General features: G+C 68.4%; 14 protein-coding genes. 8 read left to right on the top strand and 6 right to left on the bottom strand.

Going from position 1 to position 13,748, the window contains the following annotated elements:
- The first annotated feature begins 147 nt into the window (after window positions 1-147).
- Genes ACF1AJ_RS11760 through ACF1AJ_RS11745 form a run of 4 tightly spaced genes read left to right on the top strand, consistent with a single transcriptional unit; the run spans window position 148 to window position 4,491 of the window.
- Window positions 148-1,335, top strand: a complete 1,188-nt coding sequence (locus tag ACF1AJ_RS11760; RefSeq protein ID WP_391507533.1) for an ROK family protein — start codon at window positions 148-150, stop codon at window positions 1,333-1,335.
- Window positions 1,332-2,240 carry a Gfo/Idh/MocA family protein gene (locus tag ACF1AJ_RS11755; RefSeq protein ID WP_391507532.1) on the top strand — a complete coding sequence of 303 codons (909 nt, stop codon included), beginning with the start codon at window positions 1,332-1,334 and terminating at the stop codon, window positions 2,238-2,240. The genes ACF1AJ_RS11760 and ACF1AJ_RS11755 overlap by 4 nt, the downstream gene beginning before the upstream one ends.
- A gap of 9 nt (window positions 2,241-2,249) precedes the next feature.
- Window positions 2,250-3,974, top strand: coding sequence for an alpha-glucosidase (locus ACF1AJ_RS11750; protein ID WP_391507531.1), 1,725 nt, complete (start codon window positions 2,250-2,252; stop codon window positions 3,972-3,974).
- 46 nt (window positions 3,975-4,020) lie between these two features.
- Window positions 4,021-4,491 carry an SRPBCC family protein gene (locus ACF1AJ_RS11745; RefSeq protein ID WP_391507530.1) on the top strand — a complete coding sequence of 157 codons (471 nt, stop codon included), beginning with the start codon at window positions 4,021-4,023 and terminating at the stop codon, window positions 4,489-4,491.
- A gap of 34 nt (window positions 4,492-4,525) precedes the next feature.
- Here the strand turns inward: ACF1AJ_RS11745 and ACF1AJ_RS11740 are convergent, their stop codons facing one another.
- The 4 genes from ACF1AJ_RS11740 to ACF1AJ_RS11725 form a co-directional block, all read right to left on the bottom strand.
- Entirely contained in the window at window positions 4,526-5,110 is a 585-nt protein-coding gene (locus tag ACF1AJ_RS11740) for a TetR/AcrR family transcriptional regulator (protein ID WP_391507529.1), read from the bottom strand.
- Between the two features lie 100 nt (window positions 5,111-5,210).
- Entirely contained in the window at window positions 5,211-7,490 is a 2,280-nt protein-coding gene (locus tag ACF1AJ_RS11735) for a transglycosylase domain-containing protein (RefSeq protein ID WP_391507528.1), read from the bottom strand.
- Between the two features lie 132 nt (window positions 7,491-7,622).
- On the bottom strand, window positions 7,623-8,090 hold the full coding sequence (locus ACF1AJ_RS11730) for a MarR family winged helix-turn-helix transcriptional regulator (protein ID WP_391507527.1): 468 nt from the start codon (window positions 8,088-8,090) through the stop codon (window positions 7,623-7,625).
- A gap of 262 nt (window positions 8,091-8,352) precedes the next feature.
- A complete protein-coding gene (locus ACF1AJ_RS11725) occupies window positions 8,353-8,568 on the bottom strand; it encodes a hypothetical protein (protein ID WP_391507526.1) in 216 nt (71 codons plus the stop codon).
- A 137-nt stretch (window positions 8,569-8,705) separates the two neighbouring features.
- Between ACF1AJ_RS11725 and ACF1AJ_RS11720 the strand changes: the two genes are divergently transcribed.
- From ACF1AJ_RS11720 to ACF1AJ_RS11710, 3 genes are all read left to right on the top strand, one after another.
- Window positions 8,706-9,380, top strand: coding sequence for a PadR family transcriptional regulator (locus ACF1AJ_RS11720; RefSeq protein ID WP_391507525.1), 675 nt, complete (start codon window positions 8,706-8,708; stop codon window positions 9,378-9,380).
- A 154-nt stretch (window positions 9,381-9,534) separates the two neighbouring features.
- Window positions 9,535-10,548, top strand: coding sequence for an ABC transporter ATP-binding protein (locus ACF1AJ_RS11715; protein ID WP_391507524.1), 1,014 nt, complete (start codon window positions 9,535-9,537; stop codon window positions 10,546-10,548).
- On the top strand, window positions 10,545-11,369 hold the full coding sequence (locus ACF1AJ_RS11710) for an ABC transporter permease (RefSeq protein WP_391507523.1): 825 nt from the start codon (window positions 10,545-10,547) through the stop codon (window positions 11,367-11,369). Before ACF1AJ_RS11715 ends, ACF1AJ_RS11710 begins: the two co-directional genes overlap by 4 nt.
- Window positions 11,370-11,466: 97 nt before the next feature.
- On the opposite strand, the gene ACF1AJ_RS11705 is transcribed toward ACF1AJ_RS11710, so the two are convergent.
- Window positions 11,467-12,198: a winged helix-turn-helix domain-containing protein gene (locus tag ACF1AJ_RS11705; protein WP_391507522.1), complete on the bottom strand. Its 732-nt coding sequence runs from the start codon at window positions 12,196-12,198 to the stop codon at window positions 11,467-11,469.
- Between the two features lie 380 nt (window positions 12,199-12,578).
- Window positions 12,579-13,211, bottom strand: a complete 633-nt coding sequence (upp, locus tag ACF1AJ_RS11700; protein ID WP_026307013.1) for a uracil phosphoribosyltransferase — start codon at window positions 13,209-13,211, stop codon at window positions 12,579-12,581.
- Window positions 13,212-13,254: 43 nt separating this feature from the next.
- Between upp and tadA the strand changes: the two genes are divergently transcribed.
- The gene (tadA, locus tag ACF1AJ_RS11695) at window positions 13,255-13,722 is read left to right on the top strand and encodes a tRNA adenosine(34) deaminase TadA (protein ID WP_391507521.1); all 468 of its coding nucleotides are present in this window, start codon (window positions 13,255-13,257) and stop codon (window positions 13,720-13,722) included.
- Window positions 13,723-13,748 lie beyond the last annotated feature (26 nt).

The following is a 13,748-nucleotide window of genomic DNA, read 5'->3' as shown; positions in this document are numbered from 1 at the left end:
CGTCGGGAAGGTTTCGATGAGCGTACTAAGTATCGACGCTTGATCGCAATATCGAAATTAGTTAATCCGATATCGAACGAAGTCGGTACAGTATCCTCGACGCAGGACGGCGGGCAGCAGGCCCATCGCCGCAGAGGGGATGCCGCGATGACGAGCACGATGGAGGGGACGTCCGTCCTTGCCGGGCCGGGCAGTCCTGGCGGCATCCTGGAACTCGTCCGCTCCGGCCGGTCCCGGTCGCGGGCGGATCTCGCCCGCAGCACCGGCCTCTCGCCCTCCACGGTGTCGCAGCGCGTCGACGCCCTCATCGCCGCCGGCTACCTCCGCGAGGCGGGTGCGGGCGTCTCCCACGGCGGCCGCCGCCCGCGCGCCCTCGAAGTGGATGCGTCCACCGGCGTCGTCTGCGCCGCCGACCTGGGCTCGCATCACGCCACCTTCGGGCTCATCGACCTCAGCGGGCGCGTGCTGGCCTCCCGGACCGAGCCGATGGACATCTCCACCGGCCCCACCGCCGTTCTCAGTTGGATCGCCGAGGTCGGCGCCGAACTGACGGAGGCGCACGCGCAGCCGGGCCAGACGCTCCGCGGGTTCGGGATCGGACTCCCCGGCCCCGTCGACTCCACCACCGGCCGTATGGTGTCGCCTTCGCGCATGCCCGGCTGGAACGGTGTGGATGTGGCCGCCGAGCTCTCCGCGATCACCGGCCTCCCCGCCGCGGCGGACAACGACGCCAACCTGATGGCGCTCGGCGAGTACGACACCTTGGGCGGCGACGTCGGCGAGCTCGTGTTCGTGAAGGCGGGATCGAGCATCGGCTGCGGCATCGTCGCCTTCGGCGGCGTCTACCACGGGCACCACGGCATGGCGGGCGATATCAGCCACGTCACCGTCCCCGGCGCCCCCGCGGTGCTCTGCTCGTGCGGCCGGATCGGCTGCCTGGATGCCGTGGCCGGCGGCGCCGCGATCGTCCAGGCGCTGCGGTCCTCCGGCGTCGAGATCTCCGACACCCGCGAGGTGCTCGCACTCGCCAGGGACGCGCATCCACGCGCCACGCAGGAGCTCCGGGAGGCGGGCCTCCGCACCGGCGGTGTGCTCGCGACGATCATGAACTTCTTCAACCCGCAGCGACTGGTGCTCGGCGGCATCCTGGGCGAGGCCGAGGCGTTCGTCGCCGGCGTGCGCTCGGCCATCTACTCGGACTGCCTGCCGATGATCACGGACCAGCTCGACATCGCGGTGAGCGTCGCCAAAGAGCAGGCGGGCATCCGCGGAGCCGGGCGGCTCATCCTCGACTCGGTGTTCGACCCGGCGCGCGTCGACCTCGTCGTCCGATGACTCAGGCCGTCGCCATCGTCGGCGCCGGCCGGATGGGCCGGGCGCACGCGGCGGCGTGGGCGGCCAACGACATCCCGGTGCTGTACGCGGTGTCGCCGCGCCGCCGTCCGGATCTCCCGGAGGCGCCCGACGCCCGCTGGGCCACCCGGCTGGAGGAGGCGCTCGACGACCCCGCCGTCACCATCGTCTCCGTCTGCACACCGACCCCGTCGCATGCCGACCTGGCCATCCAGGCGCTCGAGGCGGGTCGTCACGTACTGCTCGAGAAGCCCATCGCGCTGACCGTGGAGGACGCCGAGCGCGTGGAGGCTGCGGCCGCCCGGGCGCGTGGGACGCTGATGGTCGCGCACGTCGTCCGGTTCTTCCCCGGCTACGCGGCACTCGCGGAACGCGTCGCGGCCGGGGCCGTCGGCCGCCCACGCGTGGTGCGTGCGTCGCGCATCTCATCGGCTCCGACGGGCTACGACTGGCTTGAGGACGAATCGCGATCCGGCGGGATGCTCGTCGACTTCGCGATCCACGACATCGATCAGGCGTCCGCCTACCTCGGTCGCGCTGTCGCCGTGACCAGCATCCCGTCGGCGGGTGCGGGCTTCGGCGTCCCGGTGATGACGACGATCGAGTATGAGGGCGGCGGCGTCGCCCAGGTGCTCAGCGTGTCCGACCTCCCGGAGAGCCAGCAGTTCCTCACAACGCTCGAGGTCGTCGGCGACACGGGGATGGATGCGGCGGAGCCGGAGGCCGGTGACGCGTTCGCCGCGCAGGCGCGCTACTTCGTCGACTGCGCGACCACGGGCGTGCCGACCACCCGCGCGCCTGTCTCCTCGGCGGTCGAAGCACTGCGGGTGGCCCTCGGTGCGCGCGAGTCCGCGCGCACCGGGCGACGCGTTCTGCTGCCCCGGTAGGGTGGGCGCGTGAGCGACAAGTGGTGGCAGTCGGCGGTCGTCTATCAGGTCTATCCGCGCAGCTTCGCGGACAGCGATGGCGACGGGATCGGTGACCTGCGCGGGGTGATCGAGCACCTCGACTACCTGAACGAACTCGGCGTCGACGTGGTCTGGCTCTCGCCGATCTACGCGTCCCCACACGACGACAACGGCTACGACATCAGCGACTACCGCGCGATCGACCCGCTGTTCGGCACCTTCGAGGACTTCGACGAGCTTCTCGAGGGGATGCACGCCCGCGGCATGAAGCTGGTCATGGACCTCGTCGTCAATCACACGTCGGACGAGCATCCGTGGTTCATCGAGTCGGCGTCCTCCACCGACAACCCCAAGCGCGACTGGTACTGGTGGCGTCCCGCTCGCGACGGCAGGCAGCCGGGCGAACAGGGAGCGGAGCCGACCAACTGGGGCTCCTTCTTCTCCGGACCCGCCTGGCAGCTCGACCCGCAGACCGGCGAGTACTACCTCCACCTGTTCTCGCGCAAGCAGCCGGACCTCAACTGGGAGAACCCGGAGGTGCGCGACGCGGTCTACGAGATGATGAACTGGTGGCTCGACCGCGGGGTCGACGGCTTCCGGATGGATGTCATCAACTTCATCTCCAAGGTCACCGCGCTGCCCGACGGGGTCGTCCCGGAGGGCGCCCTCTACGGCGATGCCTACCCGTACTTCGCGCAGGGCCCGCGCATCCACGAGTTCCTGCACGAGATGCACGAGCGCGTGTTCGCCGGTCGCGAGGACCGCTACCTGACCGTCGGGGAGATGCCGGGCGTCGACATCGAGCAGGCACGCAGGTTCACGGACCCCCGCAACGGCGAGCTCGACATGGTGTTCCAGTTCGAGCACGTCGACCTCGACCACGGACCGGGCGGCAAGTGGGACCACCGGCCGCTCAGCGTGCTCGACCTCAAGCGCAACCTCTCCACGTGGCAGGAGGGGCTCGCCGACCTCGGCTGGAACAGCCTGTACTGGAACAACCACGACCAGCCGCGCGTCGTCAGCCGGTTCGGCGACGACGGCGAGCACCGCATCCCGTCGGCGAAAGCGCTCGGCACCGTGCTGCATCTCATGCGCGGCACGCCGTACGTCTACCAGGGCGAGGAGCTCGGGATGACGAACGTCCCGTTCTCCTCGATCGACGACTTCCGCGACATCGAGTCGCTGAATCATTACGCGGAAGCCGTCGACATCCTGGGCGCTCCTGCAGAGGAGGTGCTCGCGGCGCTGCGGCGGACCAGCCGCGACAACGCCCGCACGCCGATGCAGTGGACGTCCGGTCCGCACGCCGGCTTCACCACCGGGACTCCGTGGATCACGGTCAACCCGAACGCGGCCGAGATCAACGCCGAAGCCGAGGTGGCCGATCCCGCCTCGGTGTTCGCCCACTACCGGGCGCTCATCGACCTGCGCCATCGGTCGGAGGTCGTCGCGATCGGAGACTATGCGCTCGTGCTGCCGGAGCATCCCCAGGTCTTCGCCTACACCCGTAGCCTCGGCGACCGGTCGCTGCTGGTGCTCGCGAACCTCAGCAGCGAGCCGACGACGTTCGATGCCGCGCAGCTTCCCGCCTGGGCGGTCGGTGGCGGCGATGCGCCTGCTGCCGAACTGGTGCTCTCCACCCTAGGCTCCGGGACCGATGCGACGAGCGGATCGCTGCGCCCCTGGGAGGCCGTGGTCTACTCCCGGGGTTGAGCTTCGCGACAGGTCGTCCTTGCGCGGGCGGCGCGCCGGGTGTGGGATGGGCGACACGACCCGGGAGGCGACGATGGGCAACTATGTGGCGCGTGCGGAGATCGACGTGGCCGCACCACGGCGTGCGGTGTGGGATGTGCTGACCACGAACGGCGCGCGTCCGGAGATCCTGTTCGGCGCGGAAGTGGTGTCCGACTGGCGCCTGGGGTCGGAGATCGTCTGGCGCGGCGAATGGCAGGGCAAGGCGTTCCAAGACCACGGTCGGGTGATCGAGCTGGAGGATCGCGAGGAGCCGTGGCGTATTGTGCTGACGCACTTCAGCCCGCTGAACGGCCTGCCCGACGAGCCGGAAAACTATCACACGCTTCGGTTCGAGCTGGATGAGATCCCCGGCGGAACGCGGGTGACGCTCGACCAGGACAACAACCCGACGCGGGAGGCCGCCGAGCACTCCCGGGCGAACTGGGCGCAGATGCTGGCGGGCGTGAAGACGGTGGCCGAGCGCGACGCGCGGTAGGCGTGCGGTCGCCGGCTTGCCGGCGGTCGTCCGATCAGGCGTCGAACGCTTCGCGGAGGAACGCGAGGAGGAACACGTCGAACGCCTGCACGGTGCCGTTCCGGTCGCCGGTCATCAGGAAGCCGAAGTGGAGTCCGGCGGCAGAGTCGACGAGCCAGGTGGCGAGGACGCCCGCCCGCCGGGTCTCGACGCCCTGCTTCTTGAGCCACGCTTTGACCGTGTCGCGCCACTGCATGAAGGACGTCGTCACGCGCTTGCCGATGTCGGGGTCGATCGGCTCCAGCGCTCCGGCCTCGAACTGCAGGCGCAGTCCGGTGCGGTTGCTCTCGCGCAGGGAGTGGCGGAACGCCTCCTTGTACCAGTCGTGGAACTGGTCGCGGTCGAACGCCGTCACGTCGACACCGGTGAGCGACTCGGTCTGCTGACGGACGCCCTCTTCGAGGATGGCGTCGATCATCTCCTGGCGGGAGCCGAAGTGGTACACGAACGAGTAGGTGCTCACCCCGAGGGCGCTGGCCAGACTGCGGAAGGTCATGCGGGAGAGCGGCTCCGTCGCCACGTGCTCCATGATGCGGCCGAGCAGTTCCGGTTTGCGGTTCGGATCTGGTGTGCGTCCCACGCGATAACACTAGTCCGGATATCGCGCCGGATGGCTAGACAGCAGTAGGCTTTCTCACCGCCGATCGACCCCGGCCGAAACTGCCCCTCTGGGTCGCCGATCAGGGCTTGCCGGGCTTGCCTGGACCGCCGCCCTGACCGCCGCCGTTGCCGGGGTTCGCACCGGCTCCGGGAGCGGGTGCCGTCGGCGCTACTGGAGTGGTCGGCGGCTTGGGCGCGACCGGAGCCGTCGTGAACTTGCCGCTCGGCGACGGGAAAGCTCCACCACCGTAGGCCGCGTTCAGCGCGGTCAGGATGCGCTTCGCGATCGAGAACTTGACGTTGCCGCCTCCGACGCCCTGGAAGCCGACGCTCCGGAGCGCCACCCCGCCCTGGACGTTGCCGACCCAGGTGGCCTGGGCGACCTTGGTGGTCGAGGTGACGAGCCAGTTCTCGACGGAGTTGTCCGTCGTGCCGGTCTTGCCGAAGATCGGGATGCCGTCGCCGGGGTTGGCCGACGCCGCCGTTCCGCCTCCGCGCAGCACGCCCTGCAGGGCGTAGATCGCGGCAGCGGCGACCTGCGGATCGATGGGGGTCGTCGAGCACGTCGACTTGGGCACCGCGTGCTCAGCGCCGTCGGCATCGACGATCTTGTCGATCGCGATCGGGCTGCAGGCCACGCCGTTGTTGGCGAGTCCGGCGTACGCGGTCGCCATGGTGATCGGCGCGATGTAGTTCGTCCCGAGCACGGCCGACGGGTTGGCCATGAACCGGTTGGCCGACTCGTCGGCGCCGTGGACCAGCAGATCCTGTGCGCGCTGCTTGATGCCGCAGAGGTCGAGCTGGGTCGCCATCTTCGCGAAGACCGTATTGATGGACTGCGCGGTCGCGTTCATCACGGTCGTCGCCGTGACGCTCTCGCCCTCGTCGTTCGACACGTTCCAGGGGGCGCCGCCGATGTCATTGCACGGGTCGCTCGCGTGGAACTGCGTCTGCGGGAAGACGTGCTGGGTTCCGCTCACCGTCTGGTAGAGGGAATGCCCCTCCTGCAGCCACTCCAGCAGGTCGAAGACCTTATAGGCCGAACCGGTCTGGAAGCCCTCGGAGCCGCCGTAGTCGTAGTCGGTGTTGTAGTTGACGGCCGTGGTCGCCGGAGCGGGATTGGCCGTGTTGTCGTACGGACGGTTCTGCACCATGGTGACGACGCGGCCGGTCCCGACCTCGACCGAGACGTTCGACGATCCGACGTCAAGGCGCGGGTCGGCCGGCGGGATGTACGCGCTGATGGCCTCCTGCGCTTGGTTCTGCAGGTCGAGGTTGAGCGTCGTGTAGATCTTGAGGCCGCCGCGGGTGAGGAAGTTGGAACGGTCGTCCTCCGTCTTGCCGAAGATGGGGTTCAGTTCGATCGTGCGCTCGACATAGTCGCAGAAGAACGCGGCGTTGTACTGCTGCGCCGTCATGCAGCCGTTCTGGGTCGGAGTGATCTTCGGCTCCACCTTGGTGGCGCGCGCAGCGTCGTGCTCCTCCTTGGTGATCTTCCCGTTGGCGAGCATCCGGTCGAGCACGTAGTTGCGCCGGTCGAGGGTCTCCTTGTACCCGTTGGCCGCGCCGTTCTCCTTGTCGTCCGGACGGTCGATGCGCAGGTTGTCGGGATTGTTGAGGATGGCGATGAGGGTCGCCGCCTGCTGGATGTTCACATCCTTCGCCGCGACACCGAAGTAGTACTCCGCGGCGGACTGGACGCCGTACACACGGCCGCCGAAGAGCGCGATGTTCAGGTAGCTCTGAAGGATGTCGTTCTTCGAGTACTCCTTCTCGAGCCCGATCGCATAGCGCATCTCCTTCAGCTTGCGCGACGGGTCCACCTTCGTGGCGTCGTCGTAGCAGGCCTCGTAGATGGTCAGCTGCTTCTTCTGGACCGCATCGGTCGCGGTCGGGTCGGGCTGCTTGTTCTCGCAGCGCTGCACGAGGATGTTCTTGACGTATTGCTGGGTGATCGAGGATCCACCCTGCACGGATTTGTGCAGAGCCGTCAGAACGGCCCCGCGCACGGTGCCCGTGACATCCACGCCTCCGTGCTCATAGAACCGCGGATCTTCTGTGGCGATCGCGGCGTCCTTGAGGTTCTGCGAGATGCCGTCCCAGCCGACCTCGACGCGGTTCTGGGAGTAGAAGCTGGCGATCGGGACCTGCTGGCCATGGCTGAGCGCGTACATCGTCGACGCCTGCGCGAGCGGCTCGACCTTGATGTATTCAGGCAGTCCGTCGAAGACGCTGATGGTCGAATCGGCTGCGCTGCCGGTGAGCGCGACGGCCGGTGTCACAGCCGCCGCAGCCAGCACGCCGGCAAGCCCGCTCAGTGCCACGAAGCCGGCCAGGGCAGGCGCCCATCCCCATCTCATGCGTCTTCTCCCTCAGTGGAATTACCGTTCGTCCGTGGCGGCAATGATACGCGTCGCATGCGACGCGTCCGGGACGCGCACGTTCAGGTTGGTGGAAGGAACGAAGACCGCCGGGTCTGTGGAGAACTTCCGTCAGGACGCGTCGCGCAGCTTGTCGCAGAGCACGGCGAGGGTCTCCAGCTCTTCCGGGGTCAACCGGCCGCCGACGCGATCTGTGATGGTCTTCATATGATCGACGGCGACACGGCGGAACATGTCGTATCCCGTGTCGGTCAGCCGGATCACCGTGCCGCGCGCATCCGACGGCTCCGGGCATTTCGCCACCAGTCCGCGCGCGACGAGCCGATCGACGAGGCGGCTGACACTCGGCTGGGTGAGCAGCACGTGCTTGTTCAGATCGCGCAGACGCAGTTCACGGTTGGGCTGGCGCGACAGGTTGAACAGCACGTCGTACTCGTTGAACGAGATGTCGCGGGTGGGGAACTCGGCCGCCAACGTCCGCATCACGGCCACCTGGGCCCGGAACAGAGACTCCCACGCGGAGACGGCGTTGATGCGGGCACGTTTCGTGGGCTCCGCCGCCGTCGCGCTCTCGGCCATGACCCGTCCTCCCTACGCGAGCTCAATGCATTCGCATCTTCCCATCATGCGCGCGCGACCGGCATCCGTGCCACCACGGGGGAGCGGCGAGGGCGGAAGGAGAGGACGGGGCGAGAAAAAGATTGAGGGCCGGCCGCAGAGGCTAGCGGCCGGCCCTCTCCCTTGCACCAAGAGTGTCCTGCAATCACATTCCGCGATGGCTGCCACAGCAAACAACCATTGCTCTTGAACTATATAACGAAGAGGTAACGGCATCTAGTTATCAACTCGTTATTTTTTCTGCGAGTTCGCTATGCGCACGTGAGACGTCGGACAGGCTGGCGGCGTACCGGCTCACTTCGTCGAGGGCTATCCGTACGGCTCCGCGGTAGAACACGGTCCGAATACCGCCGGCCGCGATGGGTTCGTGCACCTGCAACTCTCCGACGCCGAGCCGGGAAGCGGCCACCTCGGGAAGAAGAAAAGTCGGGTCGTCCATAGGGGAACCGTAACGCTGCGCGCCGGGGAGGCGGCCAGGGAGTACGCGTCACCGAACTCCCGCGCGTCTGCCGGTGGACAGGAATACTCTGAAGCGAATACTCTATTCAGAGTTACCGGCCATCGAGAGGAGTCGTCATGGCAAAGCGCGCGGTGTCCAACCCGCTGGCGTTGGCCGTCCTGGCCTGCCTCTGGGAGCGGCCGATGTACCCGTACGAGATGACGACGACCATGAAGGAGCGCGGCAAGGAAGACAGCATCCGCCTGAACTTCGGGTCGCTCTACGCCGTCATCAAGTCGCTCGAGAAGCACGGCTTCATCGAGGTGGCGCAGACCGAGCGCGAGGGCAACCGGCCGGAGCGCGTCGTCTACGCGATCACTCCGGCCGGGCGGCAGGAGGCCGAGGAATGGCTGCGGGAGCTCGTCGAGATCCCGGTCAAGGAGTACCCGGCCATCGAAACCGGCCTCTCGCTCCTTCCGATGCTGCCGCCGCAGGTCGCAGCCGACCTGCTCGAGCGCCGGCGCGACCGGATCGACGCCGACATCGCCGAGCGCACCGTCCTGCTGGCGGAGGCGAGCGGCCTCCCGGAGCTCTTCATGGTCGAGTTCCACTACCGGATGGCCGTGCTCCAGGCGGAGCGCGCGTTCGTGGCCGACCTGGCCGCACGCATCCGCGACCGCTCGATCGGCGGCTACGACTGGTGGGAGCAGCTGCACGAGCTGCTCACCCAGGGGATCGGCATGGAGGAGCTGCGCGAGCGCATCGCCGCGGGTGCCTTCGGAAAGGAGGCGGCCGAGCTGTTCCTGTCGTAAGGCCTCGTGCCACAGAACGATGGCCGGAGAGCGGCAACTCTCCGGCCATCCACACCTTCAGTCGTTCCGTGAGGAACCTGCGTCAACAGTCACCGAGGGCTGTCTCCAAGGATATCCCCGTCGGTGGCTGCCTACCTGAAAGAGAGAAGCCGCCATGGCAACCGCAAACGGGCCGGCGCTCGCCGCCGACCACCTCGTGAAGACCTATCCAGGAGGGCGGGGGAAGCCTCCGCTCCGCGCCCTCGACGACCTCGGCTTCGTGGCCGAGAAAGGCACCGTGTTCGGCCTGCTCGGACCCAACGGCGCCGGCAAGTCGACGACCATGAAGATCCTGTCGACGCTCACCCGCCCGGACTCGGGCGCTGCCTACGTCGCGGGCATCGATGTCGCGCGTCATCCGGCACGCGTGCGCCGAGCCCTCGGGTTCGTCGCCCAGAAGCCGGTCTCCGATCCGATGGACACCGGAGTGGAGAACCTCGTGCTCGCCGGCCGACTGCAGGGCATGTCCGGCCGGGAGGCCGCGGCTCGGGCCCGCGAACTGCTCGACCGGTTCGGCCTGACCGATCACGCCCGCCGTCAGGTCAAGACGTACTCGGGCGGCATGGCGCGAAAGCTGGATGTGGCGATCGGCCTCATGCACCGGCCGGAGGTGCTGTTCCTCGACGAACCGACCACCGGCCTCGACCCGGAGGCGCGCGCCGAGCTCTGGCTGGAGCTGGAGCGGATGACGACCGCCGAGAACCTGACGGTGCTGCTGACGACGCACTACCTCGACGAGGCGGACCGCCTGGCCGACCGGCTGGCGATCGTCGACCACGGCCGGGTCGTCGCCGGCGGGACCCCCGAGGAACTCAAGAACGACCTCCGCGGCGACGCCGTGATCGTCGAACTGGCCGGCGACGCCGACCCGTTCGCGGGGCTCACCGCCCTGCAGCGGGTGGATGCGCTCCGCGAGGTGGGCGGAGACGGCCGCACCCTGCGCGCCCGCGCCGACAACGGCGCTGCGACGCTCCCGCTCGCGCTCGCCGCGCTGGAGGCCGCGGGCGTCGCCGTCGCCTCCGCCACCGTCGCCCGGCCCAGCCTGGACGACGTCTACCTGCGGCACACCGGCCGCACCTTCACGCGGGCGCAGGAGTCCGCCGAGTTCGTCCTGGAGAACGCATCATGACCACGACCACCCTTCCCACATCCCGTCCGCAGCGGCGGAACGGCCCCACCTTCCTGACACACACGCTGCTGCTGACCGGGCGACAGCTCCGCGCCGCCTGGCGGATGCCCGCCTTCCTGGTGATGAACCTGGTGCAGCCGGTGATCTGGCTCCTGCTGTTCGGTCAGCTCTTCAAGTCGGTGATCGACATCCCGGGCTTCGGCGTCGGGCAGAGCTACCTGGAGTACCTGACGCCCGGCGTCGTCATGATGCTGGCGCTGTTCGGGTCCGCGTGGTCGGGCACGGTGTACATCCAGGACATGGATCGCGGCGTCATGGATCGCTTCCTCACCTCGCCGACGAACCGCGGGGCGATGATCGTGTCGACGCTCGTCTACCAGTCGCTGCTCGCGGTGGTGCAGTCGCTGGTGGTGGTCGGCATCGCGTTCTGGGCAGGGGCGCGCTTCGAGGGAGGTGCGGTCGGCCTCCTGCTCCTCCTCCTCGGGGTGGTGCTGCTGACCGCGGTGTTCTGCTCGCTGTCGAACGCGGTGGCGCTGCTGGCTCGGGAGCAGACGGCGCTGATCGGCATCTCGCAGCTGATCACGCTGCCGCTGATGTTCCTCAGCTCGGCGATCATGAACACGAAGCTCTCGCCGGAGTGGGTGCAGAACGTCTCCGCGTACAACCCGTTCGAGTGGGCGGTGATCGTCGGTCGCCAGGCGCTCAGCGCGCATCCCGACTGGGCCACCCTGTGGGCTCACGCCGGTCTGCTGGCGGCCCTCGCGGTCGTCATGGCCGCCTGGGCGACCAGCGCCTTCCGCGTCTACCAGCGCTCCGCCTAGCTCCCAAGCCAACAGCTCCTGAGTTTTTCGCGTCGACGGGGTCGAAAACGCGGAAAAACTCAGGAGCTGCTGGCTGGGCTGCGGGGTGAGGCGGGGCTCAGAAGAGGTCGGGGGAGGGAGCGCTTGCGTAGCGGATCGAGACGTCGGCGTGACGGTCGAAGCGGTAGCCGACACCGCGGACGGTGCGCACGATGTCCTCGTAGCGGCCGAGCTTCGCGCGCAGGCGACGCACGTGCACGTCGATGGTGCGCTCGTTCGGGATCTCGTCCTCATCAGCGCCGCTCCACAGCGACGAAATGAGCTCGGAGCGCTCGATGGTGCGGCCCTCGCGCAGCACGAGGTACTGCAGCAGCTCGAACTCCTTGTAGGTCAGCGCGACGGTCTGGTTGTCGAGCACGAGACGCTTCCGCGAGATGTCGACGACGACGCCGGATGCGGCGCGGTCCTCATCCTCATCGACGGTGACAGTGTGACGGTGCTTCGCGATGGCCGCCGGGTCCTGCAGGGCGAGGCGCACCACATCCACGTCGCGTCCGCCGGCGCCGGCCGGGGCGAGGGCGACGGCGGCGTAGGTCTCGGCCGTCGGGGCGATCTCGGCGGTGAGACGCTTCAGCGCCTCCACGATGCGACCGAGGTCCGTGCCCGCGGCGGCGGCCTTGGCCTCGTCGATGCCGACGTAGAGCACGAAACCGCGGGCCTCGGTGCCCTCGGGCACGGCGCGGATACGGGGAGCCGGCTCAGCGGCCGGTTCGGGCGCCGGACGGACCGGGCTGACCGGAGAGACGGCGGAGGTGCGGGGGAAGGCGGTGTCGACGGTGGCCAGAGACATGGGAATCGAGTCCTTAGTGATGATGTTCCGGATCCCGATGCGATGAAGCTCCGCGGGTACGGCGGAGTGCGGGGATTCCGGGGAATGTCGTGTTGTGTGCCCTAGACGGCGGGGCGGATGCGCGGGAGCGTGAGTGTGGCGCTCCCGGGGAGCGTGCGCCCGGTCACGACGAGATGACGTCGGAGGGCTGCTGCTCGGCGAAGGGTCGTCAGATCAGCGACACATTCGGCAACACATGACGGAGTCGCGGCCGGCCATCATCATGCCGGCATCCCCAAGGGCCTCGAAGGAGGTCAGGGTACGCGAGTTGTCAGTCATGCAGGTTAGTAAAACCGACGATGACTCGACGTGTCAAATCATTACGCAATGTTTCGTGCGGGCTAGACCGTGCCGTAGAGCCGGTCTCCGGCGTCTCCGAGGCCCGGAACGATGTAGCCGTTCTCGTTCAGCCGCTCGTCGAGCGCGCCCAGGACGATGGTCACATTGCGGCCCTCTGTCGCCTTCTCGAGTGCCTCGAGGCCCTCGGGGGCGGCGAGCAGGCAGATGGCCGTCACGTCGACGGCATTACGCGCGAACAGGAACTCGATCGCCGCGCCGAGCGACCCGCCCGTCGCGAGCATCGGGTCCAGCACGAAGCACTGCCGGTCGGACAGGTCCATTGGCAGGCGCTCCGCATACGTGGTGGGTTCGAGCGTCTCCTCGTTGCGGACCATCCCGAGGAAGCCGACCTCGGCGGTGGGCATGAGCCGTACCATCCCCTCCAGCATCCCGAGTCCCGCGCGGAGGATCGGGACCACGAGCGGCCGCGGCTCGCTCAGGGCGACACCGGTCGTGGTGGTGACCGGGGTCTGGATCTCGACGGGCTGCACACGGACACCGCGCGTCGCCTCGTACGCGAGCAGCGTCACGAGCTCCTCGGTGAGCTGGCGGAACACCGGCGACGGCGTCCGCTTGTCACGGAGCACCGTCAGCTTGTGGGTGATGAGTGGGTGGTCCGCAACGTGCACTCGCATAGGCTCAAGGCTAGCCGAACCCCCGAATGTCGAGAGGACCGCCGTGAGCCTGCCCGTTCCCACCGACTACGAGCAGTGGATGCGGCGCGCGCTCGACGACGCCCGGCTCGCTTTCGACACGGGCGACGTGCCGGTGGCCGCTCTCGTCCTCGACGAGCACGGCGAGGTCATCGGAAGGGGGCGCAACGAACGCGAGCTTCGCCACGACCCGACGGCGCACGCCGAGGTGCTGGCCCTCAGGGAGGCCGCGGCGACCCGCGACGACTGGCACCTCGAGGGATGCACGCTCGTGGTCACGCTGGAGCCGTGCGTGATGTGTGCCGGCGCCGTGCTCGCGGCACGCGTGCCCACCGTCGTGTTCGGCGCCTGGGACGAGAAGGCGGGCGCCGCGGGATCGGTGTACGACGTCCTGCGCGATCGCCGGCTCAACCACCGCGTCGAAGTGTTCGCGGGCGTGCTCGCGGAGGACTGCGGCGAGGTGCTGCTTGACTTCTTCCGGGCCAAGCGCTGAACGCTGGGTGCTGACAGCACGATCCG

Source organism: Leifsonia sp. NPDC014704 (genome assembly GCF_043083605.1).
Lineage (GTDB): Bacteria > Actinomycetota > Actinomycetes > Actinomycetales > Microbacteriaceae > Leifsonia.
Note: the sequence above shows the minus strand (reverse complement) of the source record. Positions and strands in the feature narration are given on the sequence as shown.

Coding starts and splice junctions, on each gene's coding strand:
- ACF1AJ_RS11760 (WP_391507533.1), top strand. CDS start 148: ATGACGAGCACGATGGAGGGGACGTCCGTCCTTGCCGGGCCGGGCAGT.
- ACF1AJ_RS11755 (WP_391507532.1), top strand. CDS start 1,332: ATGACTCAGGCCGTCGCCATCGTCGGCGCCGGCCGGATGGGCCGGGCG.
- ACF1AJ_RS11720 (WP_391507525.1), top strand. CDS start 8,706: ATGGCAAAGCGCGCGGTGTCCAACCCGCTGGCGTTGGCCGTCCTGGCC.
- ACF1AJ_RS11705 (WP_391507522.1), bottom strand. CDS start 12,198: ATGTCTCTGGCCACCGTCGACACCGCCTTCCCCCGCACCTCCGCCGTC.
- ACF1AJ_RS11715 (WP_391507524.1), top strand. CDS start 9,535: ATGGCAACCGCAAACGGGCCGGCGCTCGCCGCCGACCACCTCGTGAAG.
- ACF1AJ_RS11710 (WP_391507523.1), top strand. CDS start 10,545: ATGACCACGACCACCCTTCCCACATCCCGTCCGCAGCGGCGGAACGGC.
- ACF1AJ_RS11735 (WP_391507528.1), bottom strand. CDS start 7,490: ATGAGATGGGGATGGGCGCCTGCCCTGGCCGGCTTCGTGGCACTGAGC.
- ACF1AJ_RS11745 (WP_391507530.1), top strand. CDS start 4,021: ATGGGCGACACGACCCGGGAGGCGACGATGGGCAACTATGTGGCGCGT.
- upp (WP_026307013.1), bottom strand. CDS start 13,211: ATGCGAGTGCACGTTGCGGACCACCCACTCATCACCCACAAGCTGACG.
- ACF1AJ_RS11730 (WP_391507527.1), bottom strand. CDS start 8,090: ATGGCCGAGAGCGCGACGGCGGCGGAGCCCACGAAACGTGCCCGCATC.
- ACF1AJ_RS11725 (WP_391507526.1), bottom strand. CDS start 8,568: ATGGACGACCCGACTTTTCTTCTTCCCGAGGTGGCCGCTTCCCGGCTC.